Source organism: Nonomuraea turcica (assembly GCF_030718205.1).
Classification (GTDB): Bacteria; Actinomycetota; Actinomycetes; order Streptosporangiales; family Streptosporangiaceae; genus Nonomuraea.
The window spans coordinates 172,689-192,776 of sequence record NZ_JAUZQF010000021.1 but is presented as its reverse complement, the minus strand read 5'-3'; the positions used below and the strand labels follow the sequence as shown (position 1 = coordinate 192,776).

Genomic DNA, 20,088 nt, shown 5'->3' with positions numbered 1-20,088 from the left:
GCAACCCCCCGAACCCCCGCCAGCGATTACTTACACGTGCGGCAGCACCTCGGCCGCGATCAGCTCCAGATGCTCGAGGTCGCCCAGATCCAGGATCTGCAGGTAGACCCGCTCGGCGCCCAGTTCGGCGAACTTCCCGATCTTCTCGAGCACCTCGGCGGGCGTGCCTGCCAGGCCGTTCTCCCGCAGCGTGTCGGGGTTCTCGCCGACCGCGGCCGCGCGCCGCTCGACCTCGGCCCGGTCACGGCCCACGATGGCGGTCTGCGCGAGCGAGCAGACCAGGCTGCGCCCGGTGCTCTCGCAGGCCTCGCGCACCCGGCCGAACGCCTCGGCCGTGTCGGTCAGCGTGCGGAACGGCACGTTGTACTCATCCGCGTACGTCGCCGCCAGCCGAGGCGTGCGCTTGGCGCCGAACCCACCGATGATGATCGGCGGCCGGGGCTGCTGCACCGGCTTCGGCAGCGCGGGCGAGTCGGCGACCCGGTAGTACCTGCCCTCGAACGAGAAGGTCTTCTCCGCGGTCCACAGGCCGGTGATGATCTCGAGCTGCTCCTCGAACCGCCCGAACCGTTCGTTCTGCGGCGGGAACGGAATGCCGTACGCCGCGTGCTCGGTATCGAACCAGCCGGCGCCGAAGCCCAGCTCGACCCGGCCGCCGCTCATCTGGTCGACCTGCGCGACGCTGATCGCCAGGGGCCCGGGGAGCCGGAACGTGGCCGGCGTCACCAGCGTGCCCAGCCGGATCCGCGAGGTCTCCCTGGCCAGGCCTGCCAGCGTGATCCACGCGTCGGTGGAGCCGGGGCCCGGGTCGCCGGGGCCGATGCGCTGGTAGTGGTCAGAACGGAAGAAAGCGTCAAAGCCCAGCCGTTCGGCGGCCTGGGCGACGCTGAGCAGGTCGTCATATGTCGCGCCCTGCTGGGGCTCGGTGAAGATCCGTAGCTTCATGCCCACATTATCGGCACACATCGGACGCGAACCGGAAAAGGCCCGCGCCGCGCCGGGAATGCTTGCTAACGTGCCCGTCAAGCGCCGTACGTAGCCGACCGATTACACGGGGTGTTCGATGCCACGGCACAAACGGGAACCCGGCACGCTCCCCCGCCCGCTCGCGATCCTCGGCGGCCTCGGGCTCGCCGCCGCCACGGCCGTCGCGATCCAGCTGCTGCCCGCGGGCGCCGCCGCCCCGCCGCTGCGGACACCGCCGGCGGTGGTGGAGCCGTCCCCAAGCGCCTCCCCCGCGGTGGCCACGGAGCGGCCCGCCCCGTTCGTGGGCTTCGTCGACACGGCCCGCGACCCCGGCTTCGACCTGCCGGCCCAGTCCCGCCGCACCGGCGTGCGCCACTACATGCTGGGCCACCTCATCGCGGGCGGCGACGACGGCTGCTCCCCGAAGTGGGCGGGGCCGCTCGAAACACCCCAGCCCGACGCCGACCGGAGTGTTCCGCTCGAAACATCTGAGCCAGGCACGGACCAGGGCGATCCGCTCGAAACACCCGATCAGTACACCAGCCGGAGCGATCCGCTCGATCCCGGTAAGAACCCGGTGGCGAACAAGATCGGCCGACTCAGGGCGCTGGGTGGCGACGCCGTTCCCACCTTCGGCGGGCCCGGCGTCGAGGAGCTGGCCGTGACCTGCACCAGGCCGGGCGGGCTCGCCGCCGCCTACCGCAGAGTGGTCGGCGCGTTCGACGCCGCGGCCGTCGACTTCGAGATCCGCGACAGTGAGGACGGCGCCGTGGCGCTGCGCAGGGCCCGCGCCATCCGGGCCATGCGGCGTGAGCGGCCGCTGCGGGTCAGCTTCACGCTCCCGCTGAGGCCGTATGGGCTGGACGCCGCCGACGTGGCGATGCTGCGCACCACCCACGAGGCGGGCGCCGAGGTCGGCACCGTGAACCTGCTGGCCGCCATGCAGCCGCGCTCGGCTCCCCACGGCCGCCTGCGCCGGCTCGCGGCGGCCATCCAACTGGCCAAGGACCAGATCGTCCGGGCACAGGACCTGCCGGATCCCGGCCAGGCATGGCGGCGCATCGCCCTGACCCCGGTGCTGGCGGGCGAGGGCGACCTGAGTGAGCTCGACGCCCGCACACTCGCCGGCTACGCCGCCCGCCACGGGCTGGCCTGGCTGTCGCTACGCGGCGTCCCACCGTCGCGGGACGTGACGCGGATTCTGCGGGGCCCCTGACTATAGGATTTGGGGACCAGGAGGCTTCTGTCAGTGGGGAGGGGCGATGGCGGCCCGGCCGGACACGGCGCGGAAGATCCTGATCTACTGGATGGACGGGCTGGTGGTGTTCGTCGCCATCCTCTCCATCGTGTTCACCCTCGCAGCGGCGGCGGAGGGCACGCTCTCTCCCTTAGCCGCGGCCGTCTCCATCGTGTGCGCGCTCGGCTTCTACGGGCTCTTCCCTTTCCTCCTCAGAGATGCCTTCGACACCCGGCCGCGTCCCACGGTGAAGCTGCTGCTCGCGGCGGTGTTCGCGGTGGCCGCTCTGGCTCTCCTGCCGCTGGACGCGGACGCCGCGAGCGTGTGGATGCAGACCGAAGGGCTGTGGCTGGCGGCGGCCGCGCTCTACCTCCGGCCGTGGGCGACGGCCGGTCTCACGGTGGCCGTCGTGACCGCCGTCACCGTATACACCGTCCTGATGACCGAGCAGGCATGGCAGGGCGTGCTGCTCGGCAGCACGGTCGCCTCCGTCTCAATGGTCGTGGCCATGCTGCTGTGGCGCTGGCTCTGGTGGGTGATCAGAGACGCCTACAACAGCAGGGAGGCCAAGGCGCGGCTGGCGGTGGCCGAGGAGCGGCTGCGCTTCGCGCGCGACCTGCATGACCTGCTCGGGCACAGCCTTTCTGTCATCACGCTGAAGAGCGAGCTGGCCGCCAAGCTGGCGAGCAAGGACACCGGGCGGGCGGCGGCCGAGATGGCCGAGGTCCGCGCGCTGGCCGCGGAGTCACTGGCCGAGGTGCAGCAGGCGGTGCACGGTTATCAGGCGCTCGACCTGGACGAGGAGCTCGACGGCGTACGCGCGGCGCTGGAGGCGGCCGGCGCCCGCTGTGACATCGTGGCCAGGGCGGACGGCCTGTCGCCGGCCGCCAGGGCGCTGCTGGCGTGGGCGGTCCGCGAGGGCGGCACCAACGTGCTCAAGCACAGCAGGGCCACCCGCTGCGCGATCACCATCCACGGAGGCGTGCTCGAGATGCTCAACGACGGCGTGCACGGGGAGCCCGCGCCGCCCGGCAACGGCCTGCGCGGCCTGTCGGAGCGGCTGGCCACGGCCGGTGGGTCCTTCTCCGCCGCGCCTACCCCGGCGGGCGAGTTCCTGCTGCGCGCGGCGGTGCCGGCCTGATGCGCGGGATGGTCGCCAAGGTCCGGATGGCCTCCAAGCTGGACAAGGTCCGCTGGTTGTGCGTCGGCTCCACCAACGTCATCCTCCTGTTGCCGCTGATCGGCTACGCGGAGTTGTTCATCCGCTGGCAGGCGGGGATCCTGCCCTGGCCGCTGGGCGTGGGCGCGGTCGTCCTGCTGCTGGTCTTCAACGTGCTGAGCACGCGCCCGTTCACGATCGCCGTCCGGGGCGGAAAGCGGCCGACCGCGATCCTGGCGGTCACCGGGGCGATCGTCGTGCTCCTTTCGGTCTTCCCGCTGATCTGGATCATCCCGGCCTGGCTCGCGTTAATGGCGGCGTTCGTGCGCAAGCGCACCGTCATCGCCCTTTCCGTCGCCTCGATCGTGGTCATCAACGTCTACATCGCCCTGGTCGAAGGCCCCGTCCTCCCCCTGCTGCTGATGCAGACGGTGTTCACCGTGATCTGCGTCGGCGCGGTCTGGGCCAACCTGCGGCTCTGGCAGCTGGCCAAGGAAGCGCACGAGGGGCAGGAGGCACTGTCCAGGCTGGCGGTCTCCGAAGAGCGGCTGCGCTTCGCCCGCGATCTCAACGACCTGCTCGGACAGAGCCTCACCGACGTCGCGGCCCGGGCCGCCCACGCCGAGCAGACGCTGCGTAGCGATCCTGGCGCGGCGGCGGCGGAGATGTTCGGGGTACGCGACCTGGCCAGGCAGTCGTTACGCGAAGTCCGCACCGTCGTGCAGAACTACCGGGCCGTCGACCTGGACGAGGTGCTCGCCAGCGTGCGGGCGGTGCTGGAGGCGGCGGACGTGCGGTGCACCGTACGCGCCGACACGGCCTCGCTGACGCCGGAGACCCGCACGCTGCTGGCCACGGTCGTCCGCGAGGGCGCGACGAACGTGCTCAAGCACAGCCGGGCCGAACGCTGCACGATCACCATCGAGGGCGGCGTGCTGGAAATGACCAACGACGGGGTGAGCGGCCCAGTGGGCGAGCATGCGCCCAACGGGCTGGCGGGCCTGGCCGATCGCGTGCGCGCGGCAGGCGGCACCCTGAAGGCGGAGCCGGCGCCCGAGGGCCGCTACCTGCTGCGGGCAGGGGTGCCCGCATGATTCTCCGGGAGCCTTCATGACCATCCGCGTGCTGCTCGCCGACGACGAGCACCTCATCCGCGGCGCCATCGCGGCCCTGCTGGACCTCGAGGACGGCATCCAGGTCGTGGCCCAGGTCGGCCGGGGCGACGAGGTCCTCGCCGCGGTGAGCGAGCATCGGCCCGACGTGGCGGTGCTCGACATCGAGATGCCGGGCATGGACGGCCTGAGCGCGGCCGAGCGCATCAGCGCCCAGTGCAAGATCGTCATCCTGACCAGCCTGGGCCGGCCGGGCTACCTGCGCAGGGCCATGGCGGCGGGCGTGGGCGGGTTCCTCGGCAAGGACGCCTCGGCCGAGGAGCTGGCCATGGCGATCCGCAAGGTCCAGAGCGGCGGCCGCTACCTGGACGCGGAGCTGGCCGCGGCGGCGATGGCGGCGGGGGACAGCCCGCTGACCGAGCGCGAACGCGACGCGCTGCGGCTGGCCGGCGACGGGGCGACGATCTCGCGGATCGCCGGCGAGCTGCACCTGACCGAGGGCACCGTGCGCAACTACCTGTCGAGCGCCATGACCAAGCTCAACGCTCAAAACCGCCTGGAGGCGATCCGCACCGCCCAGCGCATGGGCTGGCTCTGAGCCCAGGATTCACATCGGCGTCGTGCCCCCGGCCACCCCGCCGCCGGCCGCGAGCGCGGGTCAGCAGCCCTGCCCGGAACGCAGGGTGATCCGCTTCTTGGCGCCGAGCACGACGTCCGGGCCGAACTCGTAGGTGTAGCCGGTCTTGTCGCGGATCGTCCAGCCTTCGAGATCGACCGTGCGCGTCGTCGTGTTGAGGACGGTGACGTACTCGGCGTTCAGCGAGCTGTTGGAGCGCCGGTCGGCCCCTGGGGAGTCGTAGTAGATCTTCACGATCTGGATCGCGGGAGCAGCCGCCTGGGCGGGGAGTGCCGTGCCGAGCGTCGCCGCCGCGACGAGCGCGGCCGATAAGACGATTCTCACCGTCGAGGTCCTCTACATGGGGGCAATGTGACGCATGTAAGGACGACGGATGACAGGGCACGGTTGGCATGGAAATGGCGCTGTTCGCAGGGTTATTTCCTGACGAGCAGCCCCACACATTCCACGTGATGAGTCATGGGGAAGGCGTCGAAAGCACGCAGGTCCTCCAGCACGTATCCGCGTTCGGCCAGCCACTTCAGATCCCGGGCGAACGTGGCGGGATCGCAGGACACGTACACGATCCGCAACGCCTCCAGCCCCGTGATCCGCTCGACCACCTCGCGCCCGAGCCCGGACCGCGGCGGGTCCACCACCACGAGGTCGGCGCGCTCGATCTGGAACCGGTCGAGCGCCTCCTCCACCCGCCCCCGCTCCACCCGCGCCTGCGGCAGGTCGCGCAGGTTGGCGCGGGCGTCGCGGACGGCCGAGGCCTCGGACTCCAGGCCGAACACCGCTCCCTCGGGCCCGACGGCCTCGGCGAGCCCGGCCGCGAACAGGCCCACGCCGCAGTAGAGGTCGAGCGCCCACTCGCCCGGGTCCGGCGCCGCGTACGCCAGCACGGCGTCCAGCAGCGTCTCCGCGGCCCCCGGGTGGACCTGCCAGAAACCGCTGCCCGCCACCCGGAACTCACGATCGGCCACGTGCTCGTGCAGCACTCCCGACCCGCGCCGCGGCACCGCGTGGCCCTTGCCCTGGTCGAGCAGGATCGAGGCGGGCGCGTCGAGCTCGGGGACGGTGACGCTGCGGCGCGGCCGGGGTGAGACCACGACGGCCCGGTCGCCGCTGGAGGAGGCGATGACCTCGACCCCGGCGGCGCCGGGCCAGTCATGCGCCTCCGCTCCGACCGCCTCCACCTCGGGGTGGGCGATCAGGCAGGCGTCCACGACCTCGATCTCGTGCGAACGGTGCCGCCGGAAGCCCAGCTCGCCGGTCGGCAGGGCGGCGAACTGCACGCGCGTACGCCAGCCGAGCCCGTCCTTGGCCCCCGGCACCTCCTCGACCACGACCTCACGCTCGATCCCCGCCAGCCGGTGCAGCTGCTCGGCCACGACCTGGGCCTTGAGTCGCCGCTGCGCCTGCGGCGTGGCGTGCTGCCAGTCGCAGCCGCCGCAGCGGCCCGGGCCCGCGTAGGGGCAGGGCGGGACCACGCGGTCGGGCGACGGCTCGAGGATCTCCACGGCGTCGGCACGCAGGAACCGGGTGGTCTCCTCGGTGACATCGGCGATGACCCGTTCGCCGGGCAGCGCGTGCCGGACGAACACCACGCGTCCTTCGTGGCGTGCCACACACCAGCCACCGTGCGCGACCGGACCCACCGTCAACTCGAGAGATACCTGTTCCACACCGCCACCCTATGCCCCCTACCTGGCCAGATTGATCCATTACTGTAGGTGGTCGTGGGAACGGCGAGGGTGGTACGGCGGCGGCCCGGCTTCGGGGGGACGCTGCTGGCCGTGCTGTTCGCCTGCGCGTCGCTGACGCCGTCGATGCTGCCCCGCACGTGGTTGTACCAGGGGGTGATGTGCGCGGTCACCGGCATTCTGGGGTACGCCGTGGGAGCCACGCTCGGCGCGCTGGGCCGGGCGGTGATCTCCTACCGGCTGCCGGAGCGGGGCCGCTGGATCGCCTGGCAGCTCCTGATCGGCGTGGGCGGGGCACTGGCGGCGGTCGCGCTCTGGTACAGCGTGGACTGGCAACGCGACCTGCGGGCGCTCATGGGCATGGACACGCGGATCACGTGGTTTCCTCCGGTGATCGTCGTGATTGCCGTCGCCCTCTTCACACTATTTCTCGCTATTTCGCGGCTTGTCCGCTTGGGTTGCCGCAAGCTGATCGCCTGGCTCGAGCGGTTCGTCCCGATCTATGTCGGCCATGTCCTCGGCGTGCTCGTCATCGGGCTCGTGGTCGTCGTCTTCGCCAATGATGTGGTCTTCTCCGCCTTCTCCGCCCGGGTGAGCGAGGTCTCCTCGGTCACCAACGCCGGCACCCACCCGGGGGTGCACAGGCCCACCTCCACCCTGGTGTCCGGCGGCCCGGGTTCGCTGGTGACCTGGGAGTCGCTCGGCAAGGAAGGCCGCCGCTTCACCGGCACCGCCACCACCCGCGCCAGGCTCGCCGCCTTCTCCGGCCGCCCTGCCGCCGACCCGATCAGGGTCTACGTCGGGCTCGACTCCACCCGCTCGCCTCAGGCCCAGGCGGCGCTGGCGGTTCGCGAGCTCGAACGCGCCGACGCGTTCAGCCGGCCTGTGCTCGCCGTGCTCGGCACGACGGGCACCGGCTGGGTCGACCCGCACATCGCCGACGCGCTGGAGTACATGTACAACGGCCGCTCCGCCATGGTCGCCCTGCAGTATTCGTATCTGCCGAGCTGGGCGTCGTTCCTGCTCGACCGGGACAAGGCGGCGGCCGCGGGGCGGGCGTTGTTCGAGGCGGTACGCGCCAGGTGGGCCCGGTTGCCGCCCGGTGAGCGGCCGAAGCTGGTGCTGTCGGGCGAGAGCCTGGGGTCCTACCAGCTGGAGGGGGCCTTCCTCGACCTGGAGGACCTGGCGGCCAAGGCTGACGGCGCGGTGTTCGTCGGCCCGCCGAACGCCAATCACATCTGGCGCAGCGTCACGAACGGCCGCGAACCCGGCAGCCCTGTGTGGCGGCCGGTCTACCAAGGGGGCAAGACGGTCAGGTTCGCCCAGCACCCCGACGACCTGGACCGGCCTCCGGGGCCATGGGTCCGCCCGCGCGTGGTCTACCTGCAGAACGCCTCCGACCCTGTCGTGTGGTGGTCTCCCGAGCTGATCTACCGCCGGCCGGCCTGGCTGGAGGGCGCGCGAGGTCCGGGGATGAATCCGGAGATGAACTGGTTCCCGCTCGTGACCTTCTGGCAAGTGCTGGTGGATCTGACGGCCGGGCTGTCCGTGCCGCCGGGCCACGGGCACCGCTACGGCCCCAACATCGTCGACGGCTGGGCCGCGGTCGCCGCGCCGCCGGGCTGGAACGCGTCCGACACCGACCGGCTGCGCGCGCTGATCAGCTCTTGAGCTGCTCCTCTTCCTTGACCGTCTGGTGCCACGGCCGGCGCACCGAACCCGGTGCGAACGGCTCCGGCCGGCCCTTGAGCCGGTCCGAGGAGTGCAGCTGCCAGGGCACGCTCGTGACCATGACCCCCGGCTTGAACAGCAGCCGCGCCTTCAGCCGGAGCGCGCTCTGGTTGTGCAGCAGGTGCTCCCACCAGTGGCCGACGACGTACTCGGGGATGAACACGGTCACCACGTCGCGCGGCGAGCGCCTGCGCAGGTGCTTGACGTAGTCGAGGATGGGCTGCGTGATCTCCCGGTACGGCGAGTCGAGCATCTTGAGCGGCACCGGAATGCCCCGCCGCTCCCACTCCTCCTGCAGCTTGCGCGCCTCCTCACCCTCGACGCCCACGGTGACGGCCTCCAGCATGGACGGCCTCGTGGCACGCGCGTACGCCAGCGCCCGCAGGGTCGGCTTGTGGATCTTGGAGACGAGCACGATGGCGTGGTTGCGCGCGGGCAGCATCGTCGGCTCGTAGTCCTCGGTGATCGCCAGCTCGGCCGCCACGTTGTCGTAGTGATGCCTGATGCCCTTCATCATGAGGAACAGGATCGGCATCGCGATCACCACGATCCATGCCCCGACCAGGAACTTCGTCAGCAGCACGACGATCAGCACGAGCCCCGTCATGATGCCGCCGAAGAAGTTGATCACACGGGAGCGGTGCATCTGGAGGCGGGTCTTGGGGTCGGTCTCGGTCTTCAGGTGACGGGTCCAGTGGATGACCATGCCGGTCTGGCTGAGCGTGAACGACACGAAGACGCCGACGATGTAGAGGTTCAGCAGGCGGCTGACGTCCGCGTCGAACCCCCACAGCAGCAGGCACGCGGCGGCCGCCAGGATGACGATGCCGTTGGAGAAGGCCAGCCGGTCGCCGCGGGTGTGCAGCTGGCGCGGCAGGTAACGGTCCTGCGCCAGGATCGAGCCCAGCACGGGGAAGCCGTTGAACGCCGTGTTGGCCGCCAGGAACAGGATCAGCGCGGTCACGGCCGAGATCACGACGAACATCAGCGACCCGCTGCCGAACACCGCGTCGGCCACCTGGGAGATGATCGGCTGCTGGTAGTAGTCGGGGCCCACCGGTGTGCCGTCCGGCCGGAGCAGGTCGTGCGCGACCACGGACGGCTCGGCGATCTTCACCCCGGACGCCAGCCCGAGCGCGATGATGCCGCTGAACATGGTGACCGCGACGAGGCCCATCATGAGCAGCGTCGTGGCGGCGTTCTTGCTCTTGGGCTTGCGAAAGGCGGGCACGCCGTTGCTGATGGCCTCCACACCGGTCAGGGCCGCGCAGCCGGAGGAGAATGCGCGCAGGATGAGGAACGCCGCGGCGAAGGCCGTCAGGTTGGTCTGCTCCGGCTCGATGGTGAAGTCGGCGCTCGGTGCCTTGATCTCGTCACCCAGCACCAGCAGCCGGAACCCGCCCCAAGCGACCAGCCCGAGCACGGCCACCATGAACGCGTACGTGGGAACGGCGAAGGCGGCGCCGGACTCGCGAATGCCACGCAGGTTGATCACGGTCAGCAGGATCACGATGGCGATGGCCACGGCGGGCTTGTGGTCGCCCACGAACGGGATCGTGGCGCCCACATAGTCGACACCGTTGGCCACGGACACCGCGACCGTCAGCACATAGTCGACCATGAGCGCGCTGGCCACGGTGAGGCCGGCGTTCTTGCCGAGGTTGGTGTTCGCGACCTCGTAGTCGCCGCCGCCGCTGGGATAGGCGTGCACGTTCTGCCGGTATGACGCCACGACCGTGAGCATCACGATCACGACGGCGATGGCGACCCAAGGGCTGTAAGCATAGAAGGAGACACCGGCCAGCGACAGGATGACCAGGATCTCCTGCGGGGCGTAGGCGACGGAGGAGAGCGCGTCACTCGCGAAAACGGGTAGTGCGATCCGTTTGGGGAGGAGTTGCTCATGGAGCTGCCCACTACGCAGGGCACGCCCCACGAGCAAGCGTTTGACAAGATCCGTTACCTTCGCCACGTAACGAGATGCTAGCCCCATACGCAGGCGCTAAACGAGGGGAGTCCCCACTGGGGCCATACTGGTGTCGAGCAACCGGCCGACCGCGAGATGCGGGGGGATATGCATATAGTGATCATGGGATGTGGCCGGGTGGGTTCGACCCTCGCGCACATCCTCGAAGACAGCGGCCATTCCGTCGCCATCATCGACCGCAACCCCCAGGCGTTCCGCCGGCTGCGCGCCGGGTTCCGGGGGCGGCGGGTGACGGGCGTCGGCTTCGATCGCGACGTGCTCACCGAGGCCGGTGTCGAGTCCGCGACAGCGTTCGTGGCGGTCTCCAGCGGCGACAACTCCAACATCATCTCCGCGCGCGTGGCCCGCGAGACGTTCGGCGTCGACACCGTGGTGGCCCGCATCTACGACCCCCGGCGAGCCGAGGTCTACCAGCGGCTGGGCATCCCCACGGTGGCGACCGTGCGCTGGACCGCCGACCAGATCCTGCGCCGCATCCTCCCCGAGGGCGCCGAGCCGCTCTGGCGCGACCCCACCGGCACCGTGGTGCTGGCGGAGGTCGCCGCCCATCCCACCTGGATCGGCACCCGCATCGCCGACCTGGAGAGCCGCGTCCGCACGCGCGCCGCCTTCGTCAACCGCATGGGCGAGGCCGTGACCATCACGGAGGACACCGTGGTCCAGGATGGCGATGTGCTTCACGTCATCGCCGCCGAGAACGACATGGACCGGATCAACAAGGTGCTCGCCGCGGCACCGGAAGAGGACCAGTGATGCGCATCGCCATCGCCGGAGCGGGGGCCGTCGGCCGTTCCATCGCGGCCGAGCTCCTGGAGAACGGCCACGAGGTCCTGCTCATCGACGTCGACCCCGCCGCCATCAAGATCGACAGCGTGCCGCGCGCCGAATGGCTGCTCGCCGACGCCTGCGAGATCGCGTCGCTGGACGAGGCCGGTCTCAACAACTGCCACGTTGTCGTCGCCTCCTCCGGCGACGACAAGGTCAACCTGGTCGTGTCGCTGCTGGCCAAGACCGAATACGGCGTGCCCCGCGTGGTGGCCAGGATCAACCACCCCAACAACGAGTGGCTGTTCAACGAGTCGTGGGGCGTCGACGTGGCCGTCTCGACCCCGCGCCTGCTGAGCGCGCTGGTGGAGGAGGCGGTGAGCGTCGGCGACCTGGTCCGCCTGATGACCTTCCGCCAGGGCCAGGCCAACCTGGTGGAGCTGACGCTGGCCGAGGACGCGCCGGTGGTCGGCCAGCGAGCCGGCTCGGTGCCGTGGCCGGTGGACGCGGCGCTGGTGGCGATCCTGCGCGAGGGCCGGGTCCTGGTGCCGACCGCGGACGATCCGCTGGAGGCGGGGGACGAGCTGCTGTTCGTCGCCAACCAGGAAGTGGAGCAGGAGCTCGCCCACCTCCTGTCCCTGCACTAGGGCAGGGCGCCCGCCGGGGTCTGCCGAGCGCCGCCAGGTTCTCGCCTGGCGGCGCTTCTTGCCGTCTCAGCCGAGCGGCACTACGGACCACCAAAAATCTTGCAAAAAATCTGTGGGCGCGTGTCGAAACCGCCTCGCCTCGTTCGCAGCGTATCCAGTGGGCCGGAAGAGCCGGCCCCGCCGATGCGAGGTTGACGACCATGACCCAGCAGCTTGCCCACTCCCCCGCCCGCCCCCTCTCCACCCGGCGTCTGCTGCTCGGCTGCGGCATCGTGGCCGGCCCCACGTACGTGATCGTGGCCCTGGCGCAAGCGCTCACCCGGGAGGGCTTCGACCTGGCCCGTCACCCCTGGAGCTTCCTGGCCAACGGCGAGCTCGGCTGGATCCAGACCACGAACTTCGTCCTCACCGCGCTGGCCACCATCGCCGCCGCCGTCGGCCTGCGTCGCAGCCTGTCCCCCGGGCGCGGCGCGCGCTGGGCGCCGATCCTGGTCGGCGCGTTCGGGGCTAGCATGATCGGCGCCGCGATCTTCCCCGCCGACCCCGCGATGGGCTTCCCCCCGGGAACCCCCGAAGGCCCCGGCACGGTCACCCTGTCAGGGACCCTGCACATGGCCGTCGGCGGCGTCGGATTCCTGTGCATGGCCGCGGCCTGCTTCGTCATCGCCTCCCGGCAGGCCCGCGAGGACCGCAAGGGCTGGGCCCTGTACTCCCGGGTCACCGGCACGCTCTTCATCGGCTCGTTCGCGGGCATCGCCGCCGGCGGCGGCGTCGCCTGGGCCAACCTGGCGTTCATCGCCGGCATCGTGGCGATCTGGAGCTGGCTGTCGCTACTGTCGCTGAGCCTGTCCCGCCAGACCGCCTGACTCCCCCTACGAAGACCTGACGTCCCCACCCAACGAAGAAAGGCAACGCACGATGCGCTACTTGGTCACGCTCAAGGTCGCCGCCCAGCCCGACGGGCCACCGCCGGCCGACCTCATGGAGGCCATCTTCAAACTCGGCCAGGAGGCCACCGAGGCCGGGGCCCTGCTCGACCAGAGCGGTCTGGCCCCCAGCTCCGAGGGGGCGCGGGTCGAGGTGAGCGGCGGCCGCCTGGCCGTGAGCGACGGGCCGTTCGCCGAGGCCAAGGAAATGATCAGCTACGCACTGTATGAGGTCAAGACCAAGGAAGAGGCCGTGGAGTGGACCTCCCGCTTCATCAAGCTGCACCGTGACCTGTGGCTGGGATGGGAGGGCCAGGCGGACGTGCTGCGGCTGTTCTCGCCGGCGGACTTCGCCCCACCGGCCTGACACCCCAGCACCCCACCGGCCGCGGACCGCGAACGCGCGGGTCCGCGGCCGGATGCTGTATTCAGGACGCATGACGGTAGCCGATTCCCATCGGGCGGTGGAGGCGGTCTGGCGGATCGAGTCCGCCCGCGTCATCGCCGCCCTGGCCCGCATGACGGGCGACCTCGCCCTGGCCGAAGAGCTGGCCCAGGACGCGTTGGTGGCGGCGCTCGAAGAGTGGCCCCGCAAGGGTGTGCCCGACAATCCGGGCGCCTGGCTGACGCTCACCGCCAAGCACCGCGCCATCGACCAGTTCCGCCGCCGCGACACCTACCAGCGCAAGCTGCAAGAGGTGGGCCGCGACATGGAGCTCCGTCAGGAAACGGCCGAAGCCGAGCTCGACGACGCCCTCGACGATCACATCGGCGACGACCTGCTCCGCCTCATCTTCACCGCCTGCCACCCCGCAGTGCCTGCCGAGGGCCGGCTCGCGCTCACCCTGCGCCTGCTCGGCGGCCTGTCCACCGCCGAGATCGCCCGCGCTTTCCTCGTCCCCGAGCCCACCGTCGGCCAGCGCATCTCCCGCGCCAAACGCACCCTCGCCGACCAGAAGATCCCCATCGAGCTGCCGCCGCCCGCCGAGCTACCGGAACGGCTGGCCTCCATCCTGGAGGTCATCTACCTGATCTTCAATGAGGGGTACGCGGCGACCTCCGGCGAGGACTGGATCCGCCCGTCGTTGTGCCAGGAGGCCATGCGCCTCGGCCGCATCCTGGCCGGCCTCATGCCTGCCGAACCCGAGGTGCACGGCCTGCTGGCGCTCATGGAGCTCCAGGCCTCGCGGATCCCGGCCAGAACCGCCGGGGACGGCTCCCCCATCCTCCTGCTCGACCAAGACCGCAGCCGGTGGGACCGGCTGCTCGTCCGTCGTGGTCTGGACGCGCTGCGCCGCGCCGAGGATCTGGGCACGCTCGGGCCGTACGGGCTCCAGGCCGCCATCGCCGCCTGCCACGCCCGCGCGCTGAAGCCGGATGCCACCGACTGGGAGCGCATCGCCGCGCTGTATCGGCTGCTGGCTCACCTCACGCCCTCGCCGATCGTCGAGCTGAACCGCGCGGTCGCGGTCGGCATGGCCTACGGACCCGCACGCGGGCTGGAGCTCGCCGACGCCCTCAGGGACGAGCGCGCCCTGCGGGATTACGCGCACCTGCCTGCCGTCCGCGGGGACCTGCTGGCCAAGCTGGGGCGGGCGGAGGAGGCGGCCGCCGAGTTCCGCCACGCAGCCAAGCTGACCCGGAACGCACGCGAGCGCGAGCTGTTCCTGGAGCGCGCCGCCGCGCTGTCAGCCTGACCGCGCGGCGTCAGGCTGGGGCGACCGGGGGTTTGATCGGAGTGCGGCCGCGGCCCAGGACCCAGAGCATCGCGGCGAGCGCGGCCACCTGGAGCGGCCAGCCCATTGCGATCTTGGCGACCCCGAGCGCCGCCACCGCCTGGTCCCCGCCGCCGAACAGGTAGACCGGCCCCTGCACCGCCACCCTGACCGCGCACGGCAGCATGAGCAGCCACGTCAGCCGCGTGCAGAGCCTCACGATGCCCGGATCCTTGTGCCAGCCGGTCGGGTCGTTGGTGACCGAGCCGATCAGGAAGCCCACGACCGGCCACCGGGTGACGATCGACAGCAGCATCCCCACCATGTAGGCGGCGTTCCACAGGATGCCGGGCAGGAAGAAGTCTTTCGCGTCGCCTGATCGGCTGGCGAAGAACCAGCCGATCGCGATGCCGATCAAGCTGTTGATCACGAACTGCGGGCTGGACCGCTGCACGATCCTGGCCACCAGCAGCACGACCGCCAGCGAGATGCTGATGATGAGCGACAGTTTGAGGTCCTCGGTGGAGATCCAGGACACCGTGAACGCGATCGTCGGGATCGCCGCCTCGAGGATGCCGCGCACCCCACCCAACGCCTTGGCGAGCTGCGCTCGCACCGCCGCTTCCACGGTGTCGTGGGCGACCTCTTCCGCCTCAGCACTCACCTGGTCAACTCCCTGGGCGCAGCTCGTAGCGTGGATTGAACATCACCTTGCGCCCGTCCTGCATGCTGACCAGGCCCTCGGCCTTGACCGTGCGGCCGGGCTCGATGCCCGCGATCTTGCGGCGGCCGAGCCACACCAGGTCGATGACATCTGACCCGTCGTAGAGCTCGGCTTCGAGAGCGGGGGCACCGCCCCTTGGACGCAGCGTCACCGTACGTAGCGTACCCGCTACGCAGAAGCGCCGTCGGCCGCCACACGACGCGATCGGCGTCGCGCCGACCTCATCGGCGTCTTCCCGCAGCTCCTGGGCCTCGATCTCGGACTGCGGGGATGCCAGCCGGCTGAAGAAGCCGCGCAATCCCCCGCGTTTGGGGGGCTCTGCCGTACTCATGATGAATCAGCCTATGCGAATGTCAGCCCTTAGCGAATCTCGCTGATTTCAGGTCCTCGTCGGAAGGGGTCGTAGCCGGGCCGCTCCTCGGCCTTCTCGCCGGTCTGCTCATTGGGCCGGCGCAGCGGGATCGGCTCCTCCCGGGCCATCGGCTCGTCGCCGCGGACCACCACGACATCCTTGATGAAGTCGGCGAACGCCTCGAAGACCGCCTCGTCGCGCGCGGCCTTGCCGGAGATCAGCGCCAGCAGGAGCCATCGTGGGCCGTCGATGCCGAGGTAACGGACCGGCATGACGGTGCCGTCGGCGGCCTTGACCTCGCCGCTCAGTTCGGTGCCGAACGGGCCTTCCCGCTCTTCCAGGTCCTTCGCCTGCGTCCGGATCTTGGTCTTCACATCGTCCCACAGGCCCGAACTGCGCGGGGCGGCCAGCGCCTGCAGCGACAGCATGCTGTCGTCGTAGCGGACGACGACGCTGACGTGCTGGTCGCCGACCGTGGCCGGCCGTAGGTCGAAATCGGGGATGTCCGGCAGCCGCAGCCCGCCGTAGTCGATCCTGTCGGTGTCCGGGTGAGGCTCGTCGGCGTCCCAGGGGCCGGACTCCCGCGTGGGGACGGCAGGCTCCTGCTCGTGCGCGGCCGCCTGCTCCGGCTGCTCATGCCGACGACGACGTCGGAACACTTTAGTCACTCTCCCTGTTCGCTTGGGCCGCGGAACGGCCCGTCCGTCAACGTCCGGTCGATCCGAAGCCGTTCGCGCCGCGCACCGAGCCCGGCAGGCGCTCGACCTCGGAGAACGCCGCACGCTCGACCCGCTGGATCACGAGTTGCGCCACGCGGTCGCCGCGCTGGAGCCGGAACGGCTCCTTGGCGTCCGTGTTGATCAACGTCACCTTGATCTCGCCCCGGTAGCCGGCGTCGACCGTGCCGGGCGCGTTGACCATGGTGACCCCGTGCCTGGCCGCCAGCCCCGAGCGCGGATGGACGAACGCCGCATAGCCGTCGGGGAGGGCGATCGCCACGCCCGTCCCGACCACGGCCCGCTCGCCGGGCAGCAGCTCGACGTCCTCAGCCGCGTAGAGATCGGCGCCCGCGTCTCCCGGATGGGCATAGGACGGCATCGGCAGCTCGGCGTCGAGCCGGTGGATGAGGACCTCCACGTTGCTCAAGGGTTCACCTCGTAGTCCTGGTGCTCTGCGGCGATGGCGGCCAGGTCGCCGTGCTTGGCGAAGTGCTCCATATTCACCTCGATGAACAGCGCTGCCGCGCGGACGGCGACCGGTCCGTCGGGGGCGCCGATGCGCCCCTCTGCCTCAAGGTACGCCTTCCTGCCCGCGATGCCGTTGCACCAGGCGCGCAGGTGGAGTGTCGTGCCCACGGGAACGGGGAGAAGGTAGTCGGTCTCCAGCCGTCCCGTCACATAGGGCTTGCGGAACAGGTAAACAGACATACCGATGACCTCATCCATGGCGGCGGCCAGCACGCCGCCGTGCGCCAGCATGGGTGCGCCCTGGTGCGCCTCCCCTACCGTGAACTCGGCCTCGACGGTCGCGCCGTCGGGGGTCCTGGCCGTGAGGTGCAGGCCGGTCGGGTGGTCATCGCCGCACCCGAAGCAGCGGCTGTAATGGGAGCCCAGGTGGGTGCCCGGCGGCGCGTCGGGGTGCGCCGCGGGCACACCGGCGCCGTGTGGCGGGGTGGTGAGGGAGGAACGGGTCACGGGTGACGAGGTTACTCCGTGTCCCGGCCCTGCCCGTCCCGGGTCCGCGCTCCGCCTCACACCGGCCGTCCACGGCACGCGCCACGCCCATGCCTTACGCGTCTTCGGTGCGCGCTGTGCCCGTTCCGCGTTCGTGCTCCGACCGAGTTCCGCCCGCGGGAGGGGTCCCGCCGGCCGAAGGCGGCCGTGCCGCGGGCGGCGTGTCCTCTGCGGGAACAGGCCGGGGTGCAGGCCCGGGTGCAGGGCGCGGCGGCTCGCCGCCGGGCGGTGGCTCGACATGGTCCTCGGGCGGCGGCGGCAGGGCCGGCGGCTCGTGCCTGAGCTCCGGCAGGGCCCGGTAGAGCACCGCCGCCACCGGCACGGCCACGGCCGCCCCGGCGATGCCCGCCAGGATGCCCCCGATGGACAGCACCAGGATGATCGCCAGCGGATGGAAGTTGAGCGCCCGCCCCACGATGAGCGGCTGCAGCACATGGTTTTCCAGCTGCTGCTCCACGATGAGGATCCCGAGGAAGACCAGCGCGAGCACGAGCCCCTTAGCACCCAGCGTGACGAGCGTGGCCACCGCGCCGGCGAAGAAGATGCCGACGATCGGGATGAAGCTGGCGAAGAAGATCAGCACCGCCAGCGGCGCCCACAGGGGCACCCCCATGCCGGCCAGCACGATGCCCATGATCAGCCCGTGCACCGCGGCCACCGCCACGGTGCCCTGCACGTAGTGGGAGAGCGTGAGCCACGCGGCCCGCCCCGCCCGGTCCACGCGCGGCGCCATCCGGCCGAATCCCCTCAGGAACCACGCCCAGATCCGGTCGCCGTCCTTGAGCAGGAAGAACGTCACGAACAACAGGAGCACTATGGACGCGAGCACCTCGAGGGCGGCCGCGCCGGCGCTCAGCACGGTGCCGCCGATGGCCTGGCGTTGCGTGTCGACGATCTTGGCGAGCTCGTCGACGTACGCCGTGATCTGCGCCTGCTCGAGGTGCAGCGGACCGGTGATCAGCCAGTGCTGCACGTCGCGAGCGGTCGCCTGCACCTGCCTGACCAGGTTGGGGAACTCCTCGCTGGCCCGCGCCCCGACCAGCCAGCCGGTGCCGATGAGCACGGCCAGGGCCACCACCATGGTGATCCACGTGGCGTAGATCGGCCGTATGCCCGCCTTCCGCAGGCGGTTGGTCAACGGGAACAGCAGCGCGGTCAGCAGCAGCGCGATCGCCACCGGCAGCGCCACGAACGTGAGCCGGGCGATGACCAGGGCGAAGAAATAGACGACCACGCCGACGAGGATCAGGCACACGCACCACGCGGCCATCCTGGCCAGCACGGGCGGCACGAGTTTGGTTGGGCGGTCCGGCAGCACGTGTTCAAGACTGGCACGTCCGGGCCGCGGATGCGCGCCGATAATCGCCGCTGCGGCTCACAACCGGCCGACGGCCTACGATCGGGCCCGGCGGAACCGGATCCGGGGTGGGCGACTACGGACCGGCGCTCGCCGGTACGGGCAGCTCGCGCATCGAGCGCAGGGGCGAGGTGACCAGCCACAGGAACGCCAGGCAGCCCCCGAGCGCTGCCACCAGGAGCGTGTTCCGCACCCCGATCACCTCGCCCAGCACGCCACCGATCACTCCGCCCAGCGGCATCGTCCCCCAGACGGCGAAGCGGATGGTGGCGTTCATCCGGCCGAGCAGCGGCTCGGGCGTGATGGCCTGGCGGAAGCTGAGCTGGGTGACGTTGTAGACCACCACGGAGGCCCCGACGCCGAATTCGTACAGCCCGAACAGCAGGAGGCGCCAGTCGGCCTCCAGCCACGGCAACACGAACGTCAGCGGCGCGGGCAGCGCGATGGCCACCCACATCGTCGGCCCCTGCCCGAGCCACCGGGCGATCCTGGCGTTGACCAGCGCGCCGGCAAGCCCGCCGACCCCACCCGCGGCCATGAGCAGCCCGATCGTGCCCGCGGCCAGCCCAAGCTCCCTGGCCAGCAACAGCAGGACCATCGGGAAGGCCATCGCCGAGAACAGGTTCGAGGTGGCGGTGCAGGCCGTGATGCGGCGCAGCAGCGGGTGCCCGAGCACGAATCTGACGCCTTCGGCGATCTCCCGGCCCAGGTGGCCACGGCGCGCCTCCTGGCGCTCCTCGCGCTTGCGGATCCTCCCCAGGCACAGCGCCGACCAGACGAACCCGGCCACGGTGACGCTCAGCGCGAAGGGCGCGGTGAGGAACTGGATCAGGTAGCCGCCCGCGCTGGGTCCGCCGAGCTGGGCCACCGTGCGCACGATCTCCAGCGAGGAGTTGCCCGCCACGAGCCGCTCCCGCCCGACCAGGTGCGGCAGGTAGCTCTGGTAGGCCACGTCGAAGAACACGGTGAACACCCCGAGCACGAGCGCCACCGCGTACAGCTGGTGGATCGTCAGCGCGTCCAGCCACCACGCCAGCGGCACCGACGCGAGCGCCGCGGCCCGCGCCCAGTCGGCGACGACCATGACGACGCGTTTGCGCAACCGGTCCACGATCGCTCCCGCGGGCAGCCCGATCAGCACGAACGCCAGCGTCTGGCACGCGGCCAGCAGCCCCACCTCGAACTCCGAGGCCCGCAGCGCCGACACCGCGACCAGCGGCAGGGCCAGCAGGAGGATTTGGGCGCCCGCCTGGCTGGCGCTGTCGGCCAGGAACAACCCGCGGAAGTCGTGATCGCGCAACAAGCTCACGGGGTAGACGATCCATGACCGATTGATAAATGTCAATCAGTTGTAG

At 70.8% G+C, this 20,088-nt stretch carries 21 protein-coding genes; 10 read left to right on the top strand and 11 right to left on the bottom strand.

The features are described from left to right. Positions 1-30: 30 nt before the first annotated feature. Entirely contained in the window at positions 31-945 is a 915-nt protein-coding gene (locus Q9G87_RS43090) for an LLM class F420-dependent oxidoreductase (RefSeq protein ID WP_305922402.1), read from the bottom strand. 118 nt (positions 946-1,063) lie between these two features. Here Q9G87_RS43090 and Q9G87_RS43085 point away from each other — a divergent pair, with 118 nt between their 5' ends. Genes Q9G87_RS43085 through Q9G87_RS43070 form a run of 4 tightly spaced genes read left to right on the top strand, consistent with a single transcriptional unit; the run spans position 1,064 to position 5,072 of the window. Continuing rightward, positions 1,064-2,182: a glycoside hydrolase family 18 protein gene (locus Q9G87_RS43085; RefSeq protein ID WP_305922401.1), complete on the top strand. Its 1,119-nt coding sequence runs from the start codon at positions 1,064-1,066 to the stop codon at positions 2,180-2,182. A gap of 46 nt (positions 2,183-2,228) precedes the next feature. Beyond that, entirely contained in the window at positions 2,229-3,344 is a 1,116-nt protein-coding gene (locus Q9G87_RS43080; RefSeq protein ID WP_305922400.1) for a sensor histidine kinase, read from the top strand. Then, positions 3,344-4,456, top strand: coding sequence for a sensor histidine kinase (locus tag Q9G87_RS43075; protein ID WP_305922399.1), 1,113 nt, complete (start codon positions 3,344-3,346; stop codon positions 4,454-4,456). Before Q9G87_RS43080 ends, Q9G87_RS43075 begins: the two co-directional genes overlap by 1 nt. Before the next feature lie 16 nt (positions 4,457-4,472). Then, positions 4,473-5,072 (top strand): response regulator transcription factor, encoded by a 600-nt coding sequence (locus Q9G87_RS43070; protein WP_305922398.1) that lies wholly within the window; start codon positions 4,473-4,475, stop codon positions 5,070-5,072. Between the two features lie 60 nt (positions 5,073-5,132). On the opposite strand, the gene Q9G87_RS43065 is transcribed toward Q9G87_RS43070, so the two are convergent. Both Q9G87_RS43065 and Q9G87_RS43060 read right to left on the bottom strand, forming a co-directional pair. Then, positions 5,133-5,435 carry a lamin tail domain-containing protein gene (locus Q9G87_RS43065; RefSeq protein ID WP_305922397.1) on the bottom strand — a complete coding sequence of 101 codons (303 nt, stop codon included), beginning with the start codon at positions 5,433-5,435 and terminating at the stop codon, positions 5,133-5,135. 92 nt (positions 5,436-5,527) lie between these two features. Beyond that, positions 5,528-6,778 (bottom strand): class I SAM-dependent RNA methyltransferase, encoded by a 1,251-nt coding sequence (locus Q9G87_RS43060; RefSeq protein WP_305922396.1) that lies wholly within the window; start codon positions 6,776-6,778, stop codon positions 5,528-5,530. A gap of 54 nt (positions 6,779-6,832) precedes the next feature. Here Q9G87_RS43060 and Q9G87_RS43055 point away from each other — a divergent pair, with 54 nt between their 5' ends. Beyond that, the gene (locus Q9G87_RS43055) at positions 6,833-8,467 is read left to right on the top strand and encodes an alpha/beta hydrolase (RefSeq protein ID WP_305922395.1); all 1,635 of its coding nucleotides are present in this window, start codon (positions 6,833-6,835) and stop codon (positions 8,465-8,467) included. Here the strand turns inward: Q9G87_RS43055 and Q9G87_RS43050 are convergent. After that, complete coding sequence (locus Q9G87_RS43050; protein WP_305922394.1) at positions 8,457-10,499, bottom strand: APC family permease; 2,043 nt, start codon at positions 10,497-10,499, stop codon at positions 8,457-8,459. The genes Q9G87_RS43055 and Q9G87_RS43050 overlap by 11 nt on opposite strands. 102 nt (positions 10,500-10,601) lie before the next feature. On the opposite strand from Q9G87_RS43050, the gene Q9G87_RS43045 reads away from it, so the two are divergent. The 5 genes from Q9G87_RS43045 (at position 10,602) to Q9G87_RS43025 (ending at position 14,549) form a co-directional block, all read left to right on the top strand. Next, a complete protein-coding gene (locus Q9G87_RS43045; protein WP_305922393.1) occupies positions 10,602-11,267 on the top strand; it encodes a potassium channel family protein in 666 nt (221 codons plus the stop codon). Continuing rightward, positions 11,267-11,926: a potassium channel family protein gene (locus Q9G87_RS43040; RefSeq protein ID WP_305922392.1), complete on the top strand. Its 660-nt coding sequence runs from the start codon at positions 11,267-11,269 to the stop codon at positions 11,924-11,926. Before Q9G87_RS43045 ends, Q9G87_RS43040 begins: the two co-directional genes overlap by 1 nt. A gap of 200 nt (positions 11,927-12,126) precedes the next feature. Next, positions 12,127-12,792 carry a DUF998 domain-containing protein gene (locus Q9G87_RS43035; RefSeq protein WP_305922391.1) on the top strand — a complete coding sequence of 222 codons (666 nt, stop codon included), beginning with the start codon at positions 12,127-12,129 and terminating at the stop codon, positions 12,790-12,792. 52 nt (positions 12,793-12,844) lie between these two features. After that, positions 12,845-13,219: a YciI family protein gene (locus Q9G87_RS43030; RefSeq protein WP_305922390.1), complete on the top strand. Its 375-nt coding sequence runs from the start codon at positions 12,845-12,847 to the stop codon at positions 13,217-13,219. A 70-nt stretch (positions 13,220-13,289) separates the two neighbouring features. Continuing rightward, positions 13,290-14,549, top strand: coding sequence for an RNA polymerase sigma factor (locus tag Q9G87_RS43025; protein ID WP_305922389.1), 1,260 nt, complete (start codon positions 13,290-13,292; stop codon positions 14,547-14,549). 10 nt (positions 14,550-14,559) lie between these two features. On the opposite strand, the gene Q9G87_RS43020 is transcribed toward Q9G87_RS43025, so the two are convergent. The 7 genes from Q9G87_RS43020 to Q9G87_RS42990 all read right to left on the bottom strand — a co-directional run bounded on the left by Q9G87_RS43020 (position 14,560) and on the right by Q9G87_RS42990 (position 20,042). Beyond that, on the bottom strand, positions 14,560-15,231 hold the full coding sequence (locus Q9G87_RS43020; RefSeq protein ID WP_305922388.1) for a DUF3159 domain-containing protein: 672 nt from the start codon (positions 15,229-15,231) through the stop codon (positions 14,560-14,562). A gap of 4 nt (positions 15,232-15,235) precedes the next feature. After that, positions 15,236-15,622 (bottom strand): OB-fold nucleic acid binding domain-containing protein, encoded by a 387-nt coding sequence (locus Q9G87_RS43015; RefSeq protein WP_127935160.1) that lies wholly within the window; start codon positions 15,620-15,622, stop codon positions 15,236-15,238. Between the two features lie 29 nt (positions 15,623-15,651). Further along, entirely contained in the window at positions 15,652-16,302 is a 651-nt protein-coding gene (locus tag Q9G87_RS43010) for a DUF3710 domain-containing protein (protein WP_305922387.1), read from the bottom strand. A 46-nt stretch (positions 16,303-16,348) separates the two neighbouring features. Beyond that, positions 16,349-16,789, bottom strand: a complete 441-nt coding sequence (gene dut / locus Q9G87_RS43005) for a dUTP diphosphatase (protein WP_305922386.1) — start codon at positions 16,787-16,789, stop codon at positions 16,349-16,351. Further along, complete coding sequence (locus Q9G87_RS43000; RefSeq protein WP_305922385.1) at positions 16,786-17,337, bottom strand: PaaI family thioesterase; 552 nt, start codon at positions 17,335-17,337, stop codon at positions 16,786-16,788. The genes dut and Q9G87_RS43000 overlap by 4 nt, the downstream gene beginning before the upstream one ends. Before the next feature lie 94 nt (positions 17,338-17,431). Then, positions 17,432-18,694 carry an AI-2E family transporter gene (locus Q9G87_RS42995; RefSeq protein WP_305922384.1) on the bottom strand — a complete coding sequence of 421 codons (1,263 nt, stop codon included), beginning with the start codon at positions 18,692-18,694 and terminating at the stop codon, positions 17,432-17,434. A 115-nt stretch (positions 18,695-18,809) separates the two neighbouring features. Beyond that, complete coding sequence (locus tag Q9G87_RS42990) at positions 18,810-20,042, bottom strand: MFS transporter (RefSeq protein WP_305922383.1); 1,233 nt, start codon at positions 20,040-20,042, stop codon at positions 18,810-18,812. Between the last annotated feature and the right edge of the window lie 46 nt (positions 20,043-20,088).

Coding starts and splice junctions, on each gene's coding strand:
- Q9G87_RS43025 (WP_305922389.1), top strand. CDS start 13,290: ATGACGGTAGCCGATTCCCATCGGGCGGTGGAGGCGGTCTGGCGGATC.
- Q9G87_RS43045 (WP_305922393.1), top strand. CDS start 10,602: ATGCATATAGTGATCATGGGATGTGGCCGGGTGGGTTCGACCCTCGCG.
- Q9G87_RS43035 (WP_305922391.1), top strand. CDS start 12,127: ATGACCCAGCAGCTTGCCCACTCCCCCGCCCGCCCCCTCTCCACCCGG.
- Q9G87_RS43075 (WP_305922399.1), top strand. CDS start 3,344: ATGCGCGGGATGGTCGCCAAGGTCCGGATGGCCTCCAAGCTGGACAAG.
- Q9G87_RS43030 (WP_305922390.1), top strand. CDS start 12,845: ATGCGCTACTTGGTCACGCTCAAGGTCGCCGCCCAGCCCGACGGGCCA.
- Q9G87_RS43085 (WP_305922401.1), top strand. CDS start 1,064: ATGCCACGGCACAAACGGGAACCCGGCACGCTCCCCCGCCCGCTCGCG.
- Q9G87_RS43040 (WP_305922392.1), top strand. CDS start 11,267: ATGCGCATCGCCATCGCCGGAGCGGGGGCCGTCGGCCGTTCCATCGCG.
- Q9G87_RS43070 (WP_305922398.1), top strand. CDS start 4,473: ATGACCATCCGCGTGCTGCTCGCCGACGACGAGCACCTCATCCGCGGC.
- Q9G87_RS43015 (WP_127935160.1), bottom strand. CDS start 15,622: ATGAGTACGGCAGAGCCCCCCAAACGCGGGGGATTGCGCGGCTTCTTC.
- Q9G87_RS43080 (WP_305922400.1), top strand. CDS start 2,229: ATGGCGGCCCGGCCGGACACGGCGCGGAAGATCCTGATCTACTGGATG.
- Q9G87_RS43090 (WP_305922402.1), bottom strand. CDS start 945: ATGAAGCTACGGATCTTCACCGAGCCCCAGCAGGGCGCGACATATGAC.